Annotated in this window: 22 protein-coding genes; 16 read left to right on the plus strand and 6 right to left on the minus strand. The window is 62.0% G+C overall.

The features are described from left to right. Nucleotides 1-16: 16 nt before the first annotated feature. From pgsA to J2R99_RS16820, 3 genes are all read left to right on the plus strand, one after another. Nucleotides 17-616: a CDP-diacylglycerol--glycerol-3-phosphate 3-phosphatidyltransferase gene (gene pgsA, locus J2R99_RS16810; RefSeq protein ID WP_307155515.1), complete on the plus strand. Its 600-nt coding sequence runs from the start codon at nt 17-19 to the stop codon at nt 614-616. Next, nucleotides 613-870, plus strand: a complete 258-nt coding sequence (gene moaD / locus J2R99_RS16815) for a molybdopterin converting factor subunit 1 (RefSeq protein WP_307155516.1) — start codon at nt 613-615, stop codon at nt 868-870. Before pgsA ends, moaD begins: the two co-directional genes overlap by 4 nt. 63 nt (nt 871-933) lie before the next feature. Continuing rightward, nucleotides 934-1,401, plus strand: a complete 468-nt coding sequence (locus J2R99_RS16820) for a molybdenum cofactor biosynthesis protein MoaE (RefSeq protein WP_307155517.1) — start codon at nt 934-936, stop codon at nt 1,399-1,401. 100 nt (nt 1,402-1,501) lie between these two features. Here the strand turns inward: J2R99_RS16820 and J2R99_RS16825 are convergent, their stop codons facing one another. Beyond that, nucleotides 1,502-2,407 (minus strand): branched-chain amino acid aminotransferase, encoded by a 906-nt coding sequence (locus J2R99_RS16825; protein WP_307155518.1) that lies wholly within the window; start codon nt 2,405-2,407, stop codon nt 1,502-1,504. 116 nt (nt 2,408-2,523) lie between these two features. Between J2R99_RS16825 and J2R99_RS16830 the strand changes: the two genes are divergently transcribed. From J2R99_RS16830 to J2R99_RS16840, 3 genes are all read left to right on the plus strand, one after another. Continuing rightward, nucleotides 2,524-3,075: a MarR family winged helix-turn-helix transcriptional regulator gene (locus tag J2R99_RS16830; protein ID WP_307155519.1), complete on the plus strand. Its 552-nt coding sequence runs from the start codon at nt 2,524-2,526 to the stop codon at nt 3,073-3,075. Then, complete coding sequence (locus tag J2R99_RS16835) at nt 3,072-3,788, plus strand: response regulator (protein WP_307155520.1); 717 nt, start codon at nt 3,072-3,074, stop codon at nt 3,786-3,788. The genes J2R99_RS16830 and J2R99_RS16835 overlap by 4 nt, the downstream gene beginning before the upstream one ends. A 174-nt stretch (nt 3,789-3,962) precedes the next feature. Further along, the gene (locus J2R99_RS16840) at nt 3,963-5,255 is read left to right on the plus strand and encodes an ATP-binding protein (RefSeq protein WP_370872431.1); all 1,293 of its coding nucleotides are present in this window, start codon (nt 3,963-3,965) and stop codon (nt 5,253-5,255) included. 6 nt (nt 5,256-5,261) lie between these two features. Here J2R99_RS16840 and J2R99_RS16845 read toward each other — a convergent pair whose 3' ends face one another. The 5 genes from J2R99_RS16845 to J2R99_RS16865 all read right to left on the minus strand — a co-directional run bounded on the left by J2R99_RS16845 (nt 5,262) and on the right by J2R99_RS16865 (nt 8,289). After that, entirely contained in the window at nt 5,262-5,615 is a 354-nt protein-coding gene (locus tag J2R99_RS16845) for a tRNA-binding protein (RefSeq protein WP_307155521.1), read from the minus strand. Next, nucleotides 5,612-6,301 carry a TetR/AcrR family transcriptional regulator gene (locus J2R99_RS16850; RefSeq protein WP_307155522.1) on the minus strand — a complete coding sequence of 230 codons (690 nt, stop codon included), beginning with the start codon at nt 6,299-6,301 and terminating at the stop codon, nt 5,612-5,614. Before J2R99_RS16850 ends, J2R99_RS16845 begins: the two co-directional genes overlap by 4 nt. Before the next feature lie 98 nt (nt 6,302-6,399). Further along, nucleotides 6,400-7,233, minus strand: a complete 834-nt coding sequence (proC, locus tag J2R99_RS16855; RefSeq protein WP_307155523.1) for a pyrroline-5-carboxylate reductase — start codon at nt 7,231-7,233, stop codon at nt 6,400-6,402. Nucleotides 7,234-7,236: 3 nt separating this feature from the next. Continuing rightward, the gene (locus J2R99_RS16860; protein ID WP_092815220.1) at nt 7,237-7,737 is read right to left on the minus strand and encodes a type III secretion system chaperone family protein; all 501 of its coding nucleotides are present in this window, start codon (nt 7,735-7,737) and stop codon (nt 7,237-7,239) included. A 255-nt stretch (nt 7,738-7,992) separates the two neighbouring features. Continuing rightward, the gene (locus J2R99_RS16865; protein WP_092815223.1) at nt 7,993-8,289 is read right to left on the minus strand and encodes an accessory factor UbiK family protein; all 297 of its coding nucleotides are present in this window, start codon (nt 8,287-8,289) and stop codon (nt 7,993-7,995) included. Nucleotides 8,290-8,507: 218 nt separating this feature from the next. Here J2R99_RS16865 and lgt point away from each other — a divergent pair, with 218 nt between their 5' ends. From lgt to pth, 10 genes are all read left to right on the plus strand, one after another. Continuing rightward, entirely contained in the window at nt 8,508-9,350 is an 843-nt protein-coding gene (lgt, locus tag J2R99_RS16870) for a prolipoprotein diacylglyceryl transferase (RefSeq protein ID WP_307155754.1), read from the plus strand. Further along, a complete protein-coding gene (locus J2R99_RS16875) occupies nt 9,347-10,420 on the plus strand; it encodes a class I SAM-dependent methyltransferase (protein WP_307155524.1) in 1,074 nt (357 codons plus the stop codon). Before lgt ends, J2R99_RS16875 begins: the two co-directional genes overlap by 4 nt. 97 nt (nt 10,421-10,517) lie before the next feature. Continuing rightward, nucleotides 10,518-11,024 (plus strand): copper chaperone PCu(A)C, encoded by a 507-nt coding sequence (locus J2R99_RS16880; RefSeq protein WP_307155525.1) that lies wholly within the window; start codon nt 10,518-10,520, stop codon nt 11,022-11,024. Nucleotides 11,025-11,043: 19 nt separating this feature from the next. Next, nucleotides 11,044-11,532 carry a copper chaperone PCu(A)C gene (locus tag J2R99_RS16885; protein ID WP_307155526.1) on the plus strand — a complete coding sequence of 163 codons (489 nt, stop codon included), beginning with the start codon at nt 11,044-11,046 and terminating at the stop codon, nt 11,530-11,532. 108 nt (nt 11,533-11,640) lie between these two features. Then, nucleotides 11,641-12,411 carry a peptidoglycan editing factor PgeF gene (pgeF, locus tag J2R99_RS16890; protein ID WP_307155527.1) on the plus strand — a complete coding sequence of 257 codons (771 nt, stop codon included), beginning with the start codon at nt 11,641-11,643 and terminating at the stop codon, nt 12,409-12,411. 205 nt (nt 12,412-12,616) lie between these two features. Then, a complete protein-coding gene (locus tag J2R99_RS16895; RefSeq protein ID WP_307155528.1) occupies nt 12,617-13,003 on the plus strand; it encodes a hypothetical protein in 387 nt (128 codons plus the stop codon). 124 nt (nt 13,004-13,127) lie between these two features. Beyond that, nucleotides 13,128-14,060 carry a ribose-phosphate pyrophosphokinase gene (locus tag J2R99_RS16900; protein ID WP_307155529.1) on the plus strand — a complete coding sequence of 311 codons (933 nt, stop codon included), beginning with the start codon at nt 13,128-13,130 and terminating at the stop codon, nt 14,058-14,060. A gap of 126 nt (nt 14,061-14,186) precedes the next feature. Then, the gene (gene chrA, locus J2R99_RS16905) at nt 14,187-15,398 is read left to right on the plus strand and encodes a chromate efflux transporter (RefSeq protein WP_307155530.1); all 1,212 of its coding nucleotides are present in this window, start codon (nt 14,187-14,189) and stop codon (nt 15,396-15,398) included. 146 nt (nt 15,399-15,544) lie between these two features. Continuing rightward, on the plus strand, nt 15,545-16,201 hold the full coding sequence (locus tag J2R99_RS16910) for a 50S ribosomal protein L25/general stress protein Ctc (RefSeq protein WP_307155531.1): 657 nt from the start codon (nt 15,545-15,547) through the stop codon (nt 16,199-16,201). A 32-nt stretch (nt 16,202-16,233) separates the two neighbouring features. Further along, a complete protein-coding gene (gene pth / locus J2R99_RS16915) occupies nt 16,234-16,926 on the plus strand; it encodes an aminoacyl-tRNA hydrolase (RefSeq protein ID WP_307155532.1) in 693 nt (230 codons plus the stop codon). Nucleotides 16,927-16,944 lie beyond the last annotated feature (18 nt).

The raw sequence follows: 16,944 nt of genomic DNA on the forward strand, positions 1-16,944 counted from the left end.
AGGAACAAGCTGAGGCATGAGCATGGAAGCACAAAACGCGGCCCGCACCCCGCACATCCAGGCTTTTACGATACCGAACGTCCTGACCTATGGTCGGATAGCAGCGGCGCCGCTTCTTGGCGCCTTTTTCATCCCCGATATCGGTCCCTGGATCGCCTTCGTCATCTTCGTGGCGGCGTCCATCACGGACTATTTCGACGGGTATCTCGCCCGGATCTGGGAACAGCAATCGGCCCTCGGCCGCATGCTCGACCCGATCGCCGACAAGCTTCTTGTCGCCGTGGCGATCCTCATTCTGGTGGCGGACGGCATGCTCGCCGGCTGGACGATCTGGGCGGCAATCATCATCTTGATGCGTGAGATCCTGGTCTCCGGTTTGCGCGAGTTCCTGGCCGAATTGCGCGTGAGCGTGCCGGTCACCAAGCTCGCGAAATGGAAGACGACGATGCAGCTTTTCGCGATCGCTGCGCTTTTGATCGCGCCGGCGATCCAGGGCGCCAAGAGCGGCATCATCATCGATCTCGGGCTCGCCTTCTTCTGGCTGGCGGCGATCGTGACGCTCTACACCGGCTATGATTATTTCCGCGCGGGCTTGAAGCATCTGGTGGACGAATGAGCCTCGAACTGCGCTATTTCGCTTGGGTGCGAGAGCGGATCGGAAGCCCAGGAGAGAACATCGACGTGCCCAGCGAGGTCACCACTGTCGGCGATCTGATCAGCTGGCTTTCCAGCAAGGATGAGGGCTATGCGGCCGCGTTCGCCGAGCCGGACATCATCCGCGCCGCGATCGATCATGAGCATGCGGACCATGACACGGCGCTCGCAGGCGCGAAAGAGGTGGCTTTCTTCCCGCCCATGACGGGCGGCTGAAGCTGCTCCGATTGCCGTGGCCCAAAGTGCGCGAGCGCGTGACGACGGCTGAGAAAGTGATTCATGTCCTGCACAATTCGAATCCGGATCCAGCCGCAATCCTTTGATATCGAAGAAGAAAGCTCTCGCCTGACCGAGGGGCGCAGCGATGTCGGCGCGCTCGTCACCTTCACCGGCTATTGCCGCGATGAAGGCGGCACGCTCGCCGCTCTCACGCTGGAGCACTATCCCGGCATGGCGGAAGCTGAAATCAGCCGCATCGCCGAAGAGGCCGTCGCGCGCTGGCCCTTGAGCGGGCTCACGGCTATTCATCGTCATGGCCGCATTGTGCCCGGCGAGCCGATCGTGCTCGTGGCTGCCGCTTCGAGCCATCGTCAAGCCGCCTTCGAGGCAGCATCCTTCATGATGGACTATCTCAAAACCCGCGCGCCCTTCTGGAAGAAGGAAGAACGCGTCGGTGATCAAGAAGGCGATTGGGTGCAAGCGAAGGCTGTGGACGACGCCGCAGCCGGGCGCTGGCAGAAGCCGTGAGCGCTGAAGCCGCAGTTCCAGCACGGACTTTCGAACATCCCGCAGACAGCAAAAAGGGCGCCGCAGCGCCCTTTTCGAATTCACGATGTGGTCGCGCGCTTCAGCCGGCGGCAGCCACCTTCTGAGGTGCCGAAGCCGGCGTCACGGCGGCGATATAATCCTCGAACATCGTCTTCGAGATCTCGCCCGGCGTGAAGTGATAGGGTCCGATCTCCGAGACCGGCGTCACCTCGGCGGCCGTTCCGGTGATGAAGCACTCGGAGAAACCATCGAGCTCCTCGGGCATGATCGCCCGCACTTTGACGTCCAGCCCACGCGCCTCCGCGAGCTCGATGACCGTCTGGCGCGTGAGGCCGTTGAGGAAGCAATCCGGTTCCGGCGTATGCAGGACCCCGTCCTTCACGAAGAAGACGTTGGCACCCGTGCATTCAGCGACCCGGCCGCGCCAATCGAGCATCAGAGCGTCGGCATAGCCTTTGCTCTCCGCCGCATGTTTGGAGATCGTGCAGATCATATAAAGCCCGGCTGCTTTGGCATGGACGGGCGCAGTGCGCGGATCCGGCCGGCAATAGCTCGCGATATCGAGCCTGATGCCCTTCAGCCGCTCTTCCGGATCGAAATAGGACGGCCACTGCCAGGCGGCAATCGCCACATTGATCCGGTTTTTCTGAGCCGAGACGCCCATCATTTCGCTGCCGCGCCAGGCAAAGGGCCGCAGATATGCGTCGGTGAAGTTGTTCACCCGCAGAATTTCGGCCTTCGCCTCTTCGATTTCATCCACCGAATAAGGCAGTTTAAAATCCAAGATCTCCGCAGAATTGTGAAGGCGCTGCGTGTGCTGGAGGCTCTTGAAGACTACCCCACCATAGGCGCGCTCACCCTCGAATACGCAGCTACCGTAGTGAAGACCATGCGTCAGAACATGAATCTTTGCATCGGCCCAGTCGACGAACTCGCCATTGAACCAGATCTTGCCTTGCATTTTATCGAAGGGAACGCCTGCCATTGATTTCTCCTACCCTTGAGCTTGCATTGCTTTCGGCGGCGCATCTTGTAAGGTCTGCGGCAAGAGTGCGCCCTCGTGGACTGTCTCTCCTGCCCCAGCAACCATACACAAACGGCTTGACCTTCGTAGTCAACGACGGAAAATATGTCAACATGGCTGACGTAATTACGCCCTCACGCGAACGGATCGCGCCGATTTTTCCCAAAGAGCGCTACGACGACATAATGTCTTTGCTCTTTTTCGCATATCGAGATTTTATTTCCGATCCAGACGCGATCCTCGCGCGCTATGAGTTCGGTCGGGCCCATCATCGAGTGCTGCATTTCGTGACCTGCCACCCTGGTATGCGCGTGGCGGACCTCTTGGACATGCTGAAAATCACCAAGCAGAGTCTCGGCCGCGTTTTGAAGCAGCTCATCACCGGAGGTTACATCGAGCAGCAGCCGGGCGAGACCGATCGGCGGGAAAGACTGCTCTTCGCCACATCTGAGGGCGAAGCCCTGGCCGCGCGGCTACGCGAACCACAATCTCGCCGAATCGAGAGAGCATTGGCTCACCTCGGGCCCGATGCGCGGGACACGGTCGCGGACTTTCTGCTCAATATGGTCAATGAAGCGGAACAGGGTGACGTGGCGCGACGGGTGTTTGAGGAAAGAAACAGCGCATGACTGTCGTCGAGCAGGCAGTGCCGGCGGAGCTGCCGGACGACGCTCCCCATCTCCTCGTCATCGATGACGACAATCGCATCCGTTCTCTGCTTTCGCGCTTTTTGAGGAATGGCGGTTACCGCGTGACCGTTGCAGCCTCCGCCGAAGAGGCGAGACGTCACCTCTCGGCCATGACCTTCGATCTTCTCATCGTCGATGTGATGATGCCGGGCGAAAACGGCATGGATCTGGTGGCAAGCCTGCGGAAAACCGACGACGTACCGATCTTGATGCTGACAGCGCGTTCGGAGGCGGAAAGCCGCGTGCGGGGTCTGGAGCTCGGCGCCGACGATTATCTTGCCAAGCCCTTCGAGCCGCGCGAACTGCTTCTGCGTATCAGTAATATCCTTAAGCGGGGAAGCCCGCCGCCCGTGCGCGAGATCGAATTCGTGCGCTTCGGCCCGTTCACATTCAATCTTGAGCGGGGCGAGCTGAAACGCGGGTTGGAGCCGATCCGTCTCACCGACCGCGAGCGCGAATTGCTGACCGCCTTCTCCAGCCGACCGGGCGAGACGGTTCCCCGCCATGAGCTGTTGTCCAGCTCAGATGCGAGTGGCGAGCGCACCGTCGACGTGCAGGTCAACCGATTGCGGCGCAAAATCGAAGCCGATCCCTCAAACCCGGTGCATCTGCAGACGGTTCGCGGCATCGGCTACCGGTTGATGGTCGACTGATTCAGAATGCCGCGAGCGCCGTTCCTTATACGCGCAGTCTCCGCCGTTTTCTCCGACCGCGGCACGCTTGCGCGCCTCAATCACCAAGGCCTGCGACGGCAGCTCAGACGCTGGCGACGCCGGCTCAAGCGCATCCGTCCGTTCGGAGGGTTCGGCGACCGCCTCATGGGGCGCATGCCGAAAGGGCTCTTTGCCCGCTCCATTTTGATCGTCGTCACCCCGATCGTCATTCTCCAGGCGATCGTCGCCTATGTCTTCATGGAGAGGCACTGGCAGCTCGTCACCGAACGTCTGTCACAATCACTCACAGGCGACATTGCCGCCCTCATTGCGGTGATCGAGCGCTATCCGCACGAGCCGGGTTATCTCGACGTCACGCGGCTCGCTGCCGACACGTTTCAACTCACCGTTTCCATTTTGCCGCCGGACCCCCTGCCCCCGCCCGTTCCGAAGCCCTTCTTCTCTCTCCTCGACCACACCCTGTCGGAGCAGATCACTCAGGTGATCGGACGCCCGTTCTGGATCGACACTGTTGGCAATTCCGATCTCGTCGAGATCCGCATTCGGCTCGACGATGTCGTCCTGCGCGTCTTCGCACCGCGCCGACGCGCCTATGCCTCCAATTCTCACATCTTTCTCGTCTGGATGAGCGGCAGCGCACTTATCCTGCTGGCGATCGCGCTGTTGTTCTTGCGCAATCAGATCAAGCCGATCGTCGCCCTCGCCTATGCGGCCGAAAGTTTCGGCAAAGGCCGCAACGTGGAGAACTTCAAACCACGAGGAGCACGGGAGGTCCGACAGGCGAGCCAGGCCTTTCTCGACATGCGCGAGCGCATCGAACGCCAGATCGAGCAACGCACCACGATGCTGTCAGGCGTGAGTCATGATCTCAGGACCATTCTGACAAGGTTTCGCTTAGAGCTCGCTCTGCTGCCGGAAGGCGAAGAGAGCCAGGCGATGCAGAATGACGTCGAAGAGATGAGCCGCATGCTGGAGGATTATCTGGCCTTCGCCAAGGGCGATGCCGGCGAAGAGACGGAAGCCGTCGTGCTGCCCGATCTCCTCGAAACCCTTGCCGAACACACGCGATGCAACGGCGATACGGTCGTGTTGAATTTCTCGGGCGAGCCGGAGATCCACGTGCGCCCGACAGCTCTCGCGCGTTGCCTCTCCAACCTTCTCACAAACGCGGCAAAATTTGCCGATCGCATCGAGATCAGCGCCACCCACCGCGACGGCATCCTGGAAATCAGCATCGACGATGATGGCCCGGGTATTCGCGACGAGGATAAGGAGGCGGTGTTTCGCCCGTTCTACAGGCTAGATGATGCCCGCAACGTCGACGTGGGCGGAACGGGGCTGGGGCTTGCCATCGCGCGCGACATTGCGCGCAGCCATGGCGGGGACATTGCCCTGGAAGACAGCCGGCTTGGCGGGTTGAGGGCGGTGGTGACTATTCCTGCCTGAACGCCCCTAAAAAAGCCGCCCACCGACGGGCACCTCGAGATTCGGCTCGATCAGCACGACCTCCCCGTCGGCGTCAGGAACGCCAAGCGTCAAAACTTCCGAGCGCATGGGGCCGATCTGGCGCGGCGGGAAATTCACGACGGCAAGCACCTGCCGCCCGACGAGCTCGCTCGGTTCATAATGCTTGGTGATCTGGGCCGATGATTTCTTCTGCCCGATCTCCTCGCCAAAATCGATGAGAAGCTTGTAGGCGGGCTTGCGCGCTTCCGGAAACGGGGAGGCCTCGACAATGCGTCCGACACGGATATCGACTTTCAGGAAATCGTCGAAGGCGATCGTCTCGCAAACCGAGTCGCTCATACTTCGGCGGCCCCGGCTGCCTGTGCACCATCAGAGCGCGCCGCCTCTTCAGGCGTCGGCGCATTTCGCGGCGTCGTGTGGCGACGGCCTCCGGGCGGCCGTGGCAGGAAACGCGCCAGCCGATCGAGCCGCATCACGGCGCGTTCGCCCTTGCGGAGTTCGCGGTCGAGTGCGGACATTGTGCGCGCAAGCCCCGGATCGTCGTCCCTCAGCCAGGTGCGCATCACGCGACCCCACAGGAAAGCCAGGCCCTGCGCCCGGACCAAACCCGCCGGTCCGCCGGAAGAAATACCCGCCGCAGTCATCATCCAGGCCATCGACGTGACAAGGTGGCGGTTCAGCTCCGCGGCCAAAAGTGGATCCCGTCTCGCCGAATGGGCCAAACCGGAAACCGCATTCTTATGGGGCCCTAAGGCTTCAAAGCGCGAAAACAGCACATCGAAGAGCCGTTCGCGCGTGCTTTCAAACGCCATATCCGGATCGAGATTGGAAAGGACGGCCCGATCGGTCCGCCGACAAAAGTCCCCGACGATATCGCCCCGACCGTCATAAGCCTCGCGCAATTGCTGCAGGGTGACCCCTGCCTCGTCGGCGATGTCGGCGAGCGTCACCTCATCCCAGTCGCGCTCGGCTACAAGGTCGAGCAATGCGTCGATGATCTTATCGCGGGTTTTGGCAGTGGCCATCGTGGTCAATTCCCTTCTGCCCTCAACATGGCGTGGCGCTCTTGTAGATAGAGGCCGCTCTCATCGGGCAAGACCCCGCCACAATGCCGCAGGCAGCCTCAGCCAAGCTCGATCGAGCGCCGCTTGGCGGCGGCGACCGCCTCGCGCATCAAATCGACAAGACCGTGCTCGCTCATCAGCACTTCGAGAGCTGCCTGAGTGGTGCCGCCTGGAGACGTCACATTGCGGCGCAGCTCCTCCGCAGACAGCGGACTTGCGGCGAGAAGCGCCCCGCCTCCGACCACCGTCTGGCGTGCAAGCTGCATGGAAAGTTCCGCCGGCAGTCCAGCGGCTTCGCCTGCTGCAGCCATCGCCTCTACGAGATGAAAGACGTAAGCGGGTCCCGAGCCTGAGACCGCCGTCACCGCATCGATCAGCCCTTCATCGTCGACCCAAGCGATCTTTCCTGTCGGAAGCATCAGGCGATCGACCAAAGCGCGATCCTGCGCAGTCACCGCATCGTTGGCGACCGCAACAGCCATGCCCGCGCCGACCTGCGCTGGGGTATTCGGCATAACCCGCACAATACGCGAGGATACGTCAAAGCCCTTCGCCAATCGGCCGAGACCGATCCCGCCAGCGACCGAGATGATCAGCGTTTCTTTGCCGGCGTATAGCGCCGCTTCTGGCAAAACGTTGTCCATCTGCTGCGGCTTGACGGCAAGCACCAGCAAACGCGGCGCGCTGTCGAACCCGTCGGGGCCATTCGAAATGACCACGCCGCGGGAGCCGAGCTCATGCGTTCTCTCCGGCGAAAGCCCAGGATCTCGGACAATTGTCCTCTCCGGCGCGAGACCAGCCGAAAGCCATGCCTCCAGCATGGCGCCCCCCATCCGCCCGGCACCGACAAGGAGAACAGGTCCAATCTCAGAAAGATCCGCTTCGGCGGTCATAGTCTATGCCTCTCCAAGCGTCTCGAAGAGAACGGAGCCGAGAGCCTCCTCGGGCGATTTGCCGGCCCAGATGACGAACTGGAAAGCCTGATAGTAGCGCTCGCAGGCTTCCACCGCCGCGGAGAGAATTCCCTCAAGCTGACCGGTGTTGACCTCCGCCCCATCTGAAAGAAGCAGTGCGCTGCGGTACATGATGACGCCTTCGGCCTGCCAAAGATCGAAATGACCGATCCACAATTGCTCGTTCACCAGCGCCAGAAGACGCATGATTTCCGTCTTGCGGCGCTCACTGACACGAAAATCGAAGGCAGCCGCAAGATGCATTGCCTCCAATTCTTCCATCCATGACAGCGAAATATTGTAGTCGCAGAAGCTGCCGGCGATCGAAACCGTAATTTCGTCCTCGCCGGACCGGTCAAAGCTCCAATCGTGATAGGTGGCGATCTGCTCCACCAGGTCGACAAGATTTCCGGCGGCAGCGGTCTGAAAATCGAGCAGGCTCATAATTGGCCCTCGCATCTTGGGAGGTTGCAAGGCATCGAAAAGTGATGGGACGCGATGAGAATCAGCAGCTCCTTCAGTTCTTTAGCCTTAGGTGTGGCCGTGTCGATTTGATGACGCCACGAATCTCTTTCATTTCCAAGTATAGGAACGAAGGCGTGCCGCAAAACCCGCAGCTCGGCCTGAGCGGGCTTTTCCACGACCGATCGCCCGACGCCGAACCCGACGTCGGGGCAGCTGTCGTACGGGAGAGAAACGTCAGTCGGCGAGAGGACCTTCCTCATCGGCCGCAAGCCGTGCTTCGTCGCCGGCAAGCCGAGCTTCGAGAGCAGCGACGCGCTGCTGCAAGGCTTCATTCTCCGCGCGCGCCTTCAGAGCCATGTCGCGAACGGTTTCGAACTCTTCGCGCTGGATGAGATCGAGCTCGGACATGATGCGCTCCAGCTGAGAGCGCATCGCTGTTTCGGCTTCGCGCCGCACCCCCTGGGCTACCCCCGTCGCATCCGTCATCAGCTTGGCGAATTCGTCCATGAGGCGATTGGAGGTCTGCGTCATCGGGATCCCTTTCCGGCATTGTTTGGCACTGACGCCAGGCGTTCCTTCGGTGGCGCTGCGGCATACAGAGGGTGAGATATAGGAGCTCCGCGCCCGGCCGCAAGCGGAGAGACAAGGGCGTGGGGTCGCGGGAGAGGGAGCGCGGCGGCCACAGCCCGCGCCCGGTTGACCAGCAGCGCCATTCTGGGCAAGGGTCCGGCGCGCTTTAACACAGAAGCATCGTGACTCCCGTGGCCCTGCCGTTTCCGAAGATCGATCCCGTTGCCGTGGAGATCGGCCCCCTCGCCGTGCGCTGGTACGGCCTCGCCTATTTTGTCGGCATCCTTCTCGGCTGGTGGTATGCGAGACGCCAGGCTGGCAATCCGCGCCTCTGGCAGGGAGGCCGCGCGCCCCTGACGGCGGCGGATCTCGACGATTTTGTCTTGTGGATCACCGTCGGCATCATTCTCGGCGGGCGCCTGGGATACGCGCTCTTCTACCAGCCAGACCATTTTTTGAACGAGCCCCTCGCCTTCTTTCGGCTGTGGGAGGGCGGCATGTCGTTCCACGGCGGGTTGATTGGCACAATCGTGGCGATGATGGCGTTTTCCTGGAAACGCGGCCTGCCTTTGATGTCGCTTTTCGACGTCGTGTCGACCGCTGTCCCCTTTGGCCTCTTCTTCGGCCGCATCGCCAATTTCATCAACGGCGAGCTCTTCGGGCGCCCGACGGACGTTCCCTGGGCAATGATCTTTCCGGGCGGCGGCGGAGCTCCAAGGCATCCGAGCCAACTCTATGAAGCGGCTCTGGAGGGTGTCCTGCTGTTCCTCATTCTGCGACTCCTGACACATCATTTCAGGAGCTTGCGCTATCCCGGCCTGACGAGTGGCGCCTTCCTCATCTTTTACGGATCGTTCCGTATCTTCGTCGAGTTTTTCCGCCAGCCTGACCCCCAGCTTGGGTTCATCGCTGCCTTCTTGACGATGGGCATGATCTTGTCGGTTCCGATGATTCTGATCGGTGCCGGAGCAGTCATCTACGCATGGCGGCGCGGCCCGCGGCCGACGGAGGTTGGGGTGTGACGGGTACACTTTCAGACGCGCTGAAAGACATCATCCGCACCAACGGACCGATGACGCTCGCAAGCTGGATGGGCCATTGCCTCGGCCATCCCGAACACGGTTACTACGTCACCCGCGACCCGTTCGGCGCGACGGGCGATTTCATCACGGCCCCCGAAGTCAGCCAGATGTTCGGAGAGATCATCGGGGCGTGGATCATCGATCTTTGGCAACAGGCGGGCTGTCCGCAGCCCATCAACCTCGTCGAGCTCGGGCCGGGCCGCGGCACCTTGATGAGCGACATTCTGCGTGTCGTGCGTCTGAAGCCGAACTTCTGCAACGGGCTTTCGGTGCATCTCGTGGAGACGAGCCCCGTGCTGGCCAAGGCGCAGGAAACCGCTCTTGCATCCTTCGCTGGCCGGAAAGAATGGCATGAGAGCCTCCAGACGCTGCCGCAGGGTCCCCTTTTTGTGGTCGCCAACGAGTTTTTCGACGCGCTGCCGATCCGGCAATTCGTCTTCAGGCGGGGGAGCTGGGAAGAGCGCATGCTTGGCCTCGATGCCGAGGGCGAGCTGACTTTCGGCTTTGGACCGGGACGCCCGGAGAATGTGCCGTTCGAACCGCAGGAGGGCGATGTCTGGGAGGAGCGGCCCGCAGCAGCACCGATCGTGGCAGAGTTGGCAGAGCGCTTTGCAAGCGACGGCGGAGGCGCCCTCATCATCGATTATGGCCATGGCGAGGCGGGTTTCGGAGATACGCTCCAGGCCGTAGCCCGGCACGAATTCGCTGACCCATTGAAACGGCCTGGCGAGGTGGACCTGACGGCTCACGTCGATTTTTCCGCTCTATCCGATGCGGCCTTTACGGCCGGCGCGGATGTCTACGGCCCCATGCATCAGGGCGAGTTTCTCTTGCACCTCGGTCTCGTCGAGCGCGCCGGACGACTTGGATTCGGGCGCAGCGAAGAGGAGCAGGAAGCACTTCGCAACGAGGTGACCCGCCTTGCCGGTCCTGAGGACATGGGGGAGCTCTTCAAGGTTCTGGCCATCGTCAAGCCCGGGCTCGTGCCGGCACCCTTTGCCACCTCTTAGTTTCTGAGCAGTGGGCTCGCGCGGGTCCCTTTGCGGCTCGTCCGCAGCGCCGCCATCGTTTTGGCGCAGACACGTCTCATCCCGGCAGGAAGGACAGATGATGCCGCTCTCTCACTCTTTTCGCTCATTGATCGCCACAGGGCTGGCCGCGGGACTGATTGCCGGCGGCGGGAGCGCCTTCGCCCAGGGCGCGGGACCGATCAAGGTCGGAGATCTGACGATCAGCGATGCATGGACCCGAGCAACACCGCCAGGCGCACCGTCGGCCGGCGGCTATCTCACCATCTCCAATGCGGGTTCTAAGCCAGACCGGCTCGTCTCCGTCTCTGCCCCATTCGCGGAGGAAAGCGCCGTCCATGCGATGAGCATGCAGGACGGTGTCATGAGAATGCGGGCGATGAGCGAGGGTCTCGAAATCCGGCCGGGCGAGAGCGTGACGCTAGAGCCCGGCGGGAACCACGTGATGTTCATGGGGCTTGAGACCACCTTGACCGCGGGAAAGGCGGTACCGGTCACGCTCACTTTCGAGCATGCGGGAAAAGTCGAACTCGATTTGCCGACGGCAGCGATTGGAGCCACGCATCCTCCTGAAGCGTCGAAATAGCCCGGCAGACGCGGCGAACATGCATTTCCGGCAGCTCCTGTTTGGCGCCTTTGCCCTACTCATCGCCGCTTCGGCAGAGCCGGCGACGGCGCTCATCCAGCGACCCGGCGAAGCCTCTGGCGGTACCGTGCGCATTCATTCGGGCTTTGCACGGGCAACGCCAGGACCGGCACAAGAGACGGCCGCTTACCTCATCATCACCAATACCGGCCTGCAGCCGGAGCGCCTTCTTTATGTGGAGACGCCGTTTGCCGACCGGAGCGAACTGCGGGAAACAAGCTTCAATGAAGACGGCACCCTCGAAACACGTCGGCTCAGAAGCATCAACATTCCACCCGGCCGCACGATCACGCTCGCGCCCGGAGGCGAGCATCTCGTCTTCTGCGGACTGTCGAAACCTCTTATCCAAAATGAACGAATCCCGGTCACGCTCACTTTCGCCAGGGCCGGCCGCATCGACCTCTCGTTGCCCGTTTCCACAGCCGGAGCAAGACAACCCCCGAGATGAAGACCATTGATGAAAAGCTCACAGGTCTGGCAGCCTCGCCGTTTCGTTGAGAGCCACCGTCCTGCATGATCCGATCTCGACCAGCCACTCCACGACCTTGAGAGAAGAATGTCTCCGACACCGATTCAGGCTGATGCCCTCGCCTTCCCGAATATCCGTCACGCCTTCTTCACGCGGGAGGGCGGCGTCTCGGAGGGCATCTATGCGAGCCTCAATACCGGGCTCGGCTCCGCAGACGACCGTCTGCACATCCTGGAAAATCGCGCCCGGGCCTGCCGTCATCTGGAGGTCGCGCCGGAGCAGCTCGCAACGCCCCACCAGATCCACAGCAGCGATGCAAATTTGGTCCACGAGGTCTGGGCGCCCGGCGAAGGGCCGCGTTGCGATGCCCTGGTGACGAACCGACGCGGGGTCCTTCTCGGCATCGGCACCGCCGATTGCGGCCCGGTTCTTTTTGCCGATGCGAAGGCGGGCGTGATCGGCGCAGCGCACGCTGGATGGAAGGGCGCGTTCTCCGGCATCCTGGAAGCCACCATCGACGCAATGGCGGAACTCGGCGCCGAGCAATCCTCCATTGTCTCCGTTCTAGGCCCCACGATCTCGGCCAAAAACTACGAGGTCGGCGAGGATTTCGTGGACCGCTTTGTATCTGCGGACGGCGAGAACAAGACATTCTTCGCCGCATCCGAGCGGGCCGGCCACGCCATGTTCGACCTCCCGGCTTACATTCTGAAGCGTCTGCGAGAGGCGGGCATCGAGGCTCACAACCTCGATCTATGCACCTATGCGGATGAAGAACGCTTCTTTTCCTATCGTCGCGCGACCCATCGCAACGAAAAGGATTATGGACGCCTGCTCTCGGCAATTGTCTTGGCATAGGCAGAAAGCACGAGGTGCGTCTGTCTGCCATGCAAAGACGCAGGGGACTGGCGGCTTTAGCTGGTGGACGTCGACACGGTCAGCCGGTATGAGGCCCTTCTGAAAAGGCTTGATTATGCGACTGTCTCCGCTTCTGGCGTTTCTCGCGCTCATCCCACTGGCCGCATGCAACCCCGCTCTCAACACGGGCGGGCCAGGTGCTTCTGTGTCCAGTTCAAGCAAGGTGACGACAGACGCTCGTATTGCCTTCGCGCCGTTGACGGGACCGCCGCAGAAAATTGCCGACGCGCTTGCCGTGGAAGTGGCACGTGGCGCGACGAGCCGCGGGATCGCGCTAGCCAACTTTCAAGACGCGACCGCCAATTACACCATGAAGGGTTATCTCTCGGCTGTCGCTGAAGACGACGGAACGCTCGTCGTCTATGTCTGGGACGTGCTCTCGCCTGACTTGAAGCGTGTGCATCGAATTGCCGGAAAGATCATGATTGAGCGCAAGGCGAGCGATCCGTGGTCGGCCGTCGACGACAAGACGCTGGCGCTCGTCTCGCAGGAAACGCTCGACAAACTGACATCCTGGCTCGCATCCGGTTGATCAGCGCACACAGTTCGCTATACGCCAGCCTTGCCGCCGTGCATGGTGACCGCGCCGAAAGGCGCTTCCTTTGCAGCTCACCACTCCGGAGAGCCGCCTGAATGTTTGAGAGGGCTTCCAGCCGATGAAAATCGTCGCCGGCAATTCCAACCGGAGTCTTGCGCAGCAGATCAGTTCCTATCTCGATGTGGAGCTGGCAAAATGTGCCGTAAGACGGTTCGCCGACCAAGAGATCTTCGTAGAGATCCAGGAGAACGTGCGCGGCGAAGACGTCTTCGCGATCCAATCGACGAGCTTCCCCGCCAACGACAACCTGATGGAGCTGTTGATCATCATCGACGCGCTCCGACGGGCTTCAGCGCGGCGCATTACGGCAGTGATCCCCTATTACGGCTATGCCCGCCAGGACCGAAAGCCTGCGGCGCGCACGCCGATCTCGGCCAAGCTCGTGGCCAATCTGATCACTGAAGCCGGTGCGGATCGTGTCCTCACACTCGACTTGCACGCCGGTCAGATCCAGGGCTTCTTCGACATCCCAACGGACAATCTCTATTCGGCGCCTGTGTTCACGCGCGACGTGAAAGAGCATTACGAGCTTGGCAATGTCATGGTCGTGTCTCCTGACGTCGGCGGTGTGGTGCGCGCGCGTGCCATCGCAAAACGCATCGATGCGCCGCTGGCGATCGTCGATAAGCGCCGCGAGCGTCCCGGCGAATCGGAAGTGATGAACATCATCGGCGAGGTGGCCGGCCGCGACTGCCTTCTCGTCGACGACATCGTCGATTCGGGCGGCACGCTCTGCAATGCGGCCGACGCGCTGCTCGCCAAGGGCGCAACGTCCGTCACCGCTTATATCACCCACGGCGTGCTTTCGGGCGGCGCGGTCGCGCGCATCACGGCCTCGCGGCTGACCGAACTCGTCATCACCGATTCCATCGAGCCGACGGCGGCCGTCACCAGCGCTCACAATGTGCGCGTGGTTTCGATCGCGGCTCTTCTCGGCGAGGCAATCTCGCGCACCGCGCTGGAAAAATCGGTCTCCAGTCTCTTCGACTAAGGCCCCAGCCTTCCCCACAACGATCGGATTTGCGAGCACGGGTTCTTCGAGGCGAAGAAGCCTCCCGTCTTGAAGCTGTCATAACGCGTGCGAGATACGCCCCTCAATGGCATTGAGGGGGACGATATGCGCGCGCTGGACACCCGGGAGCAAACGACCGAAGGCTCGGCTTTCGAAGTCTTCAAGGTCTTTCTGGTGCGCGGCCTCACCTCCTTCGGCGGACCTGTCGCGCATCTCGGCTATTATCACGAAGCCTTCGTGAAGAGGCGCGGCTGGCTGAGCGACGCGGCCTACGCCGATCTGATTGCGCTTTGCCAGTTTCTCCCCGGCCCGGCCTCGAGCCAGGTGGGCATGGCTATCGGCCTTATGCGCGCCGGCTATCTCGGCATGCTGGCCGCCTTCGTCGGCTTTACCCTGCCCTCGGCTCTCCTCATGTACGCCTTCGCGGAGGCTTTCGGCTTTCTCTCGCCGCTCATCGGATCCGGCTGGATCGCGGGCCTCAAAGCTGCAGCGGTCGCTGTGGTGGCTTTTGCCCTCCTCGGCATGGCAAGAAATCTGACACCCGATCTCCGTCGTCTCGTCATAGCGGCCGGAGCCGCAGCTCTCGTTCTTGTGGCGCACACGCCGTGGACGCAGCTCGCCGCCATTCTCATCGGCGCTGTGCTCGGGCTCTGGCTCGTTCCAAACGAAGCGGTGGAGGCGCGCGAGGCCGAAGCCGCCGCCGACACCAAAGTGGGCCGGCGCCTCGGTGTTGCTGCTTTTGGCGTCTTCATCGTCCTGCTTCTCATCGCCTTCACGCTGCGTGGAACCCCTACCGGCCTGGGACTGGCAGCCCATTTTTATCACGCAGGCGCCCTCGTCTTCGGCGGCGGCCATGTCGTCCTGCCTCTTCTGGAGACCGAGGTCGTTTCTTCGGGCCTCGTCTCTCGCGACGCTTTCCTGGCCGGGTATGGCGCCGCACAGGCGCTGCCCGGACCGCTCTTTGCCTTCTCGGCCTATCTTGGATCGCTCGCGCAAACGCCTCTCGCCGGCGCGCTCGGCGGTCTCGTCGCCCTTTTGGCGATTTTCCTTCCGGGCGCCCTACTCGTCATCGCAGCCCTGCCCTTCTGGCGAGAGCTTCAGCACGCGCCGAATGCAAGAAAGGCGCTGGCCGGGGTTAACGCAGCCGTTGTTGGAATCCTCGCCGCCGCACTCTACGATCCGGTCTTTAAGGCGGGCGTCGACTCACTCGACAGCACTGCGATTGCCGCGAGCGCCTTTCTGGCCCTCGCTGGGCTGCGCGTGCCGGCTTGGGGCGTGGTGATCGTAGCCGCGGGCGTGGGGGCCGTCATTCTCTGACCCCTCTTCCTGCCGTCCCGCCTCTGCATTGCCTTTTGCGCAGGCCTCGCCTATAAGCGCGCCCACGCGCCGGCACCCTTGGAGGCCGGGCGTACAAGGAGCCGCACCATGCGGCTCTTTCTCTTCTTAAACCTAGGAGTGCACCAATGAGCCACACTTACGAGCTCACAGCTGAGGTGCGCGAACGGAGCGGCAAGGGGGCCGCACGTGCCGTGCGCCGCGAGGGTAAAGTCCCAGCCGTTATTTACGGCGACAAGAAGCCCGCCACGCCGATCGCGCTGAACTACAAAGAACTGAATTTGAAGCTGCGGGCCGGCGGCTTCCTCACCACCGTCGCCACCATCAACGTTGACGGCGACAAGGTACGCGTGATCCCGAAGGATTATCAGCTCGATCCCGTCCGCGGCTTCCTGATGCACGTGGACTTTCTGCGCGTTTCGCGCGGCACGACGCTGACCCTGGAACTGCCGGTGCACTTCATCAACGAGGAAGAAGCTCCGGGCCTCACCCGCGGCGGCGTTCTCAATGTCGTGCGCCACACCGTCGAGGTGCATGTGCCGGCAGATCAGATTCCGGAAAATCTGGTGGCCGACCTCGCCGGCCTCGATATCGGCGACAGCGTCCACATCTCCAACATCGCCCTGCCTGAGGGCGTGACGCCGACCATCACCGACCGTGACTTCACCGTCGCCACGATCGCCGCTCCGGCGTCGCTCATCAGCGAAGAGAGTGAAGAAGAGGCCGAGGGTGAAGAGCCCGAGGTCGAAGGCGAAGGTGACGAGGAAGAGGAGACGGAGGAGTAATCCTCCCCCTCTCGACCAAGGGAGGTCGGACGATGCTGTTGATCGTCGGTCTCGGCAATCCTGGTCGCCGGTACGCTCATCATCGGCACAATATCGGCTTCATGGCGGTGGACGAAATCCACCGCCATCATCGTTTTTCGAACTGGCGCGCGCGTTTCCAGGGGGAAGCGGCCGAAGGCCAGACCGGCGACGAGAAGATCGTTATCGTCAAACCCGCGACCTTTATGAACGAATCCGGCCGCTCGGCCGGAGACGCCATGCGTTTCTACAAGCTGAAGCCGGAAGACGTGCTCGTCATCCACGATGATTTGGACCTGGCGCCGGGCAAGCTTCGCCTCAAGACAGGCGGCGGCCACGGCGGTCACAACGGTCTCAAATCGCTCGACGCGCATATCGGAAAATCGTACCGCCGCATGCGCATCGGCATCGGCCATCCGGGCGCCAAGGAATTGGTGAACGCCCATGTCCTGCACGATTTCGCCAAGGAAGACGAAGAGTGGCGCGAGCCGCTCTTGCGCGCAATTGCGGAAAATGTCGGTCTTCTGGCTGAGGGTGATGAAGCCAATTTCATGAACCGCGTGCATCTGGCCAGCAACGGCTCGGCGCAACGTCCCGTCGAAGGGACCCCGCCGCCGCCGGCACCAGCCAGTTCGCGCGCCTCGGGAGAAAGCCGGTCAGGACCGCTTGCCGATGGGCTCAAAAGGCTCTTCCGGCGCGATTCCTGACTGCAGCCCTCCCTTCAC

Origin of the sequence: Rhodopseudomonas julia (assembly GCF_030813515.1) — a bacterium.
In the GTDB taxonomy this organism is placed as follows: Bacteria; Pseudomonadota; Alphaproteobacteria; order Rhizobiales; family Afifellaceae; genus Afifella; species Afifella julia.

Excerpts from the sequence above, each read along its gene's own strand:
- pgsA (WP_307155515.1), top strand. The coding sequence starts at position 17 with ATGAGCATGGAAGCACAAAACGCGGCCCGCACCCCGCACATCCAGGCT.
- moaD (WP_307155516.1), top strand. The coding sequence starts at position 613 with ATGAGCCTCGAACTGCGCTATTTCGCTTGGGTGCGAGAGCGGATCGGA.
- J2R99_RS16820 (WP_307155517.1), top strand. The coding sequence starts at position 934 with ATGTCCTGCACAATTCGAATCCGGATCCAGCCGCAATCCTTTGATATC.
- J2R99_RS16825 (WP_307155518.1), bottom strand. The coding sequence starts at position 2,407 with ATGGCAGGCGTTCCCTTCGATAAAATGCAAGGCAAGATCTGGTTCAAT.
- J2R99_RS16835 (WP_307155520.1), top strand. The coding sequence starts at position 3,072 with ATGACTGTCGTCGAGCAGGCAGTGCCGGCGGAGCTGCCGGACGACGCT.
- J2R99_RS16840 (WP_370872431.1), top strand. The coding sequence starts at position 3,963 with ATGCCGAAAGGGCTCTTTGCCCGCTCCATTTTGATCGTCGTCACCCCG.
- J2R99_RS16845 (WP_307155521.1), bottom strand. The coding sequence starts at position 5,615 with ATGAGCGACTCGGTTTGCGAGACGATCGCCTTCGACGATTTCCTGAAA.
- J2R99_RS16850 (WP_307155522.1), bottom strand. The coding sequence starts at position 6,301 with ATGGCCACTGCCAAAACCCGCGATAAGATCATCGACGCATTGCTCGAC.
- proC (WP_307155523.1), bottom strand. The coding sequence starts at position 7,233 with ATGACCGCCGAAGCGGATCTTTCTGAGATTGGACCTGTTCTCCTTGTC.
- J2R99_RS16860 (WP_092815220.1), bottom strand. The coding sequence starts at position 7,737 with ATGAGCCTGCTCGATTTTCAGACCGCTGCCGCCGGAAATCTTGTCGAC.
- J2R99_RS16865 (WP_092815223.1), bottom strand. The coding sequence starts at position 8,289 with ATGACGCAGACCTCCAATCGCCTCATGGACGAATTCGCCAAGCTGATG.
- J2R99_RS16880 (WP_307155525.1), top strand. The coding sequence starts at position 10,518 with ATGATGCCGCTCTCTCACTCTTTTCGCTCATTGATCGCCACAGGGCTG.
- J2R99_RS16885 (WP_307155526.1), top strand. The coding sequence starts at position 11,044 with ATGCATTTCCGGCAGCTCCTGTTTGGCGCCTTTGCCCTACTCATCGCC.
- pgeF (WP_307155527.1), top strand. The coding sequence starts at position 11,641 with ATGTCTCCGACACCGATTCAGGCTGATGCCCTCGCCTTCCCGAATATC.
- J2R99_RS16900 (WP_307155529.1), top strand. The coding sequence starts at position 13,128 with ATGAAAATCGTCGCCGGCAATTCCAACCGGAGTCTTGCGCAGCAGATC.
- chrA (WP_307155530.1), top strand. The coding sequence starts at position 14,187 with ATGCGCGCGCTGGACACCCGGGAGCAAACGACCGAAGGCTCGGCTTTC.
- J2R99_RS16910 (WP_307155531.1), top strand. The coding sequence starts at position 15,545 with ATGAGCCACACTTACGAGCTCACAGCTGAGGTGCGCGAACGGAGCGGC.
- pth (WP_307155532.1), top strand. The coding sequence starts at position 16,234 with ATGCTGTTGATCGTCGGTCTCGGCAATCCTGGTCGCCGGTACGCTCAT.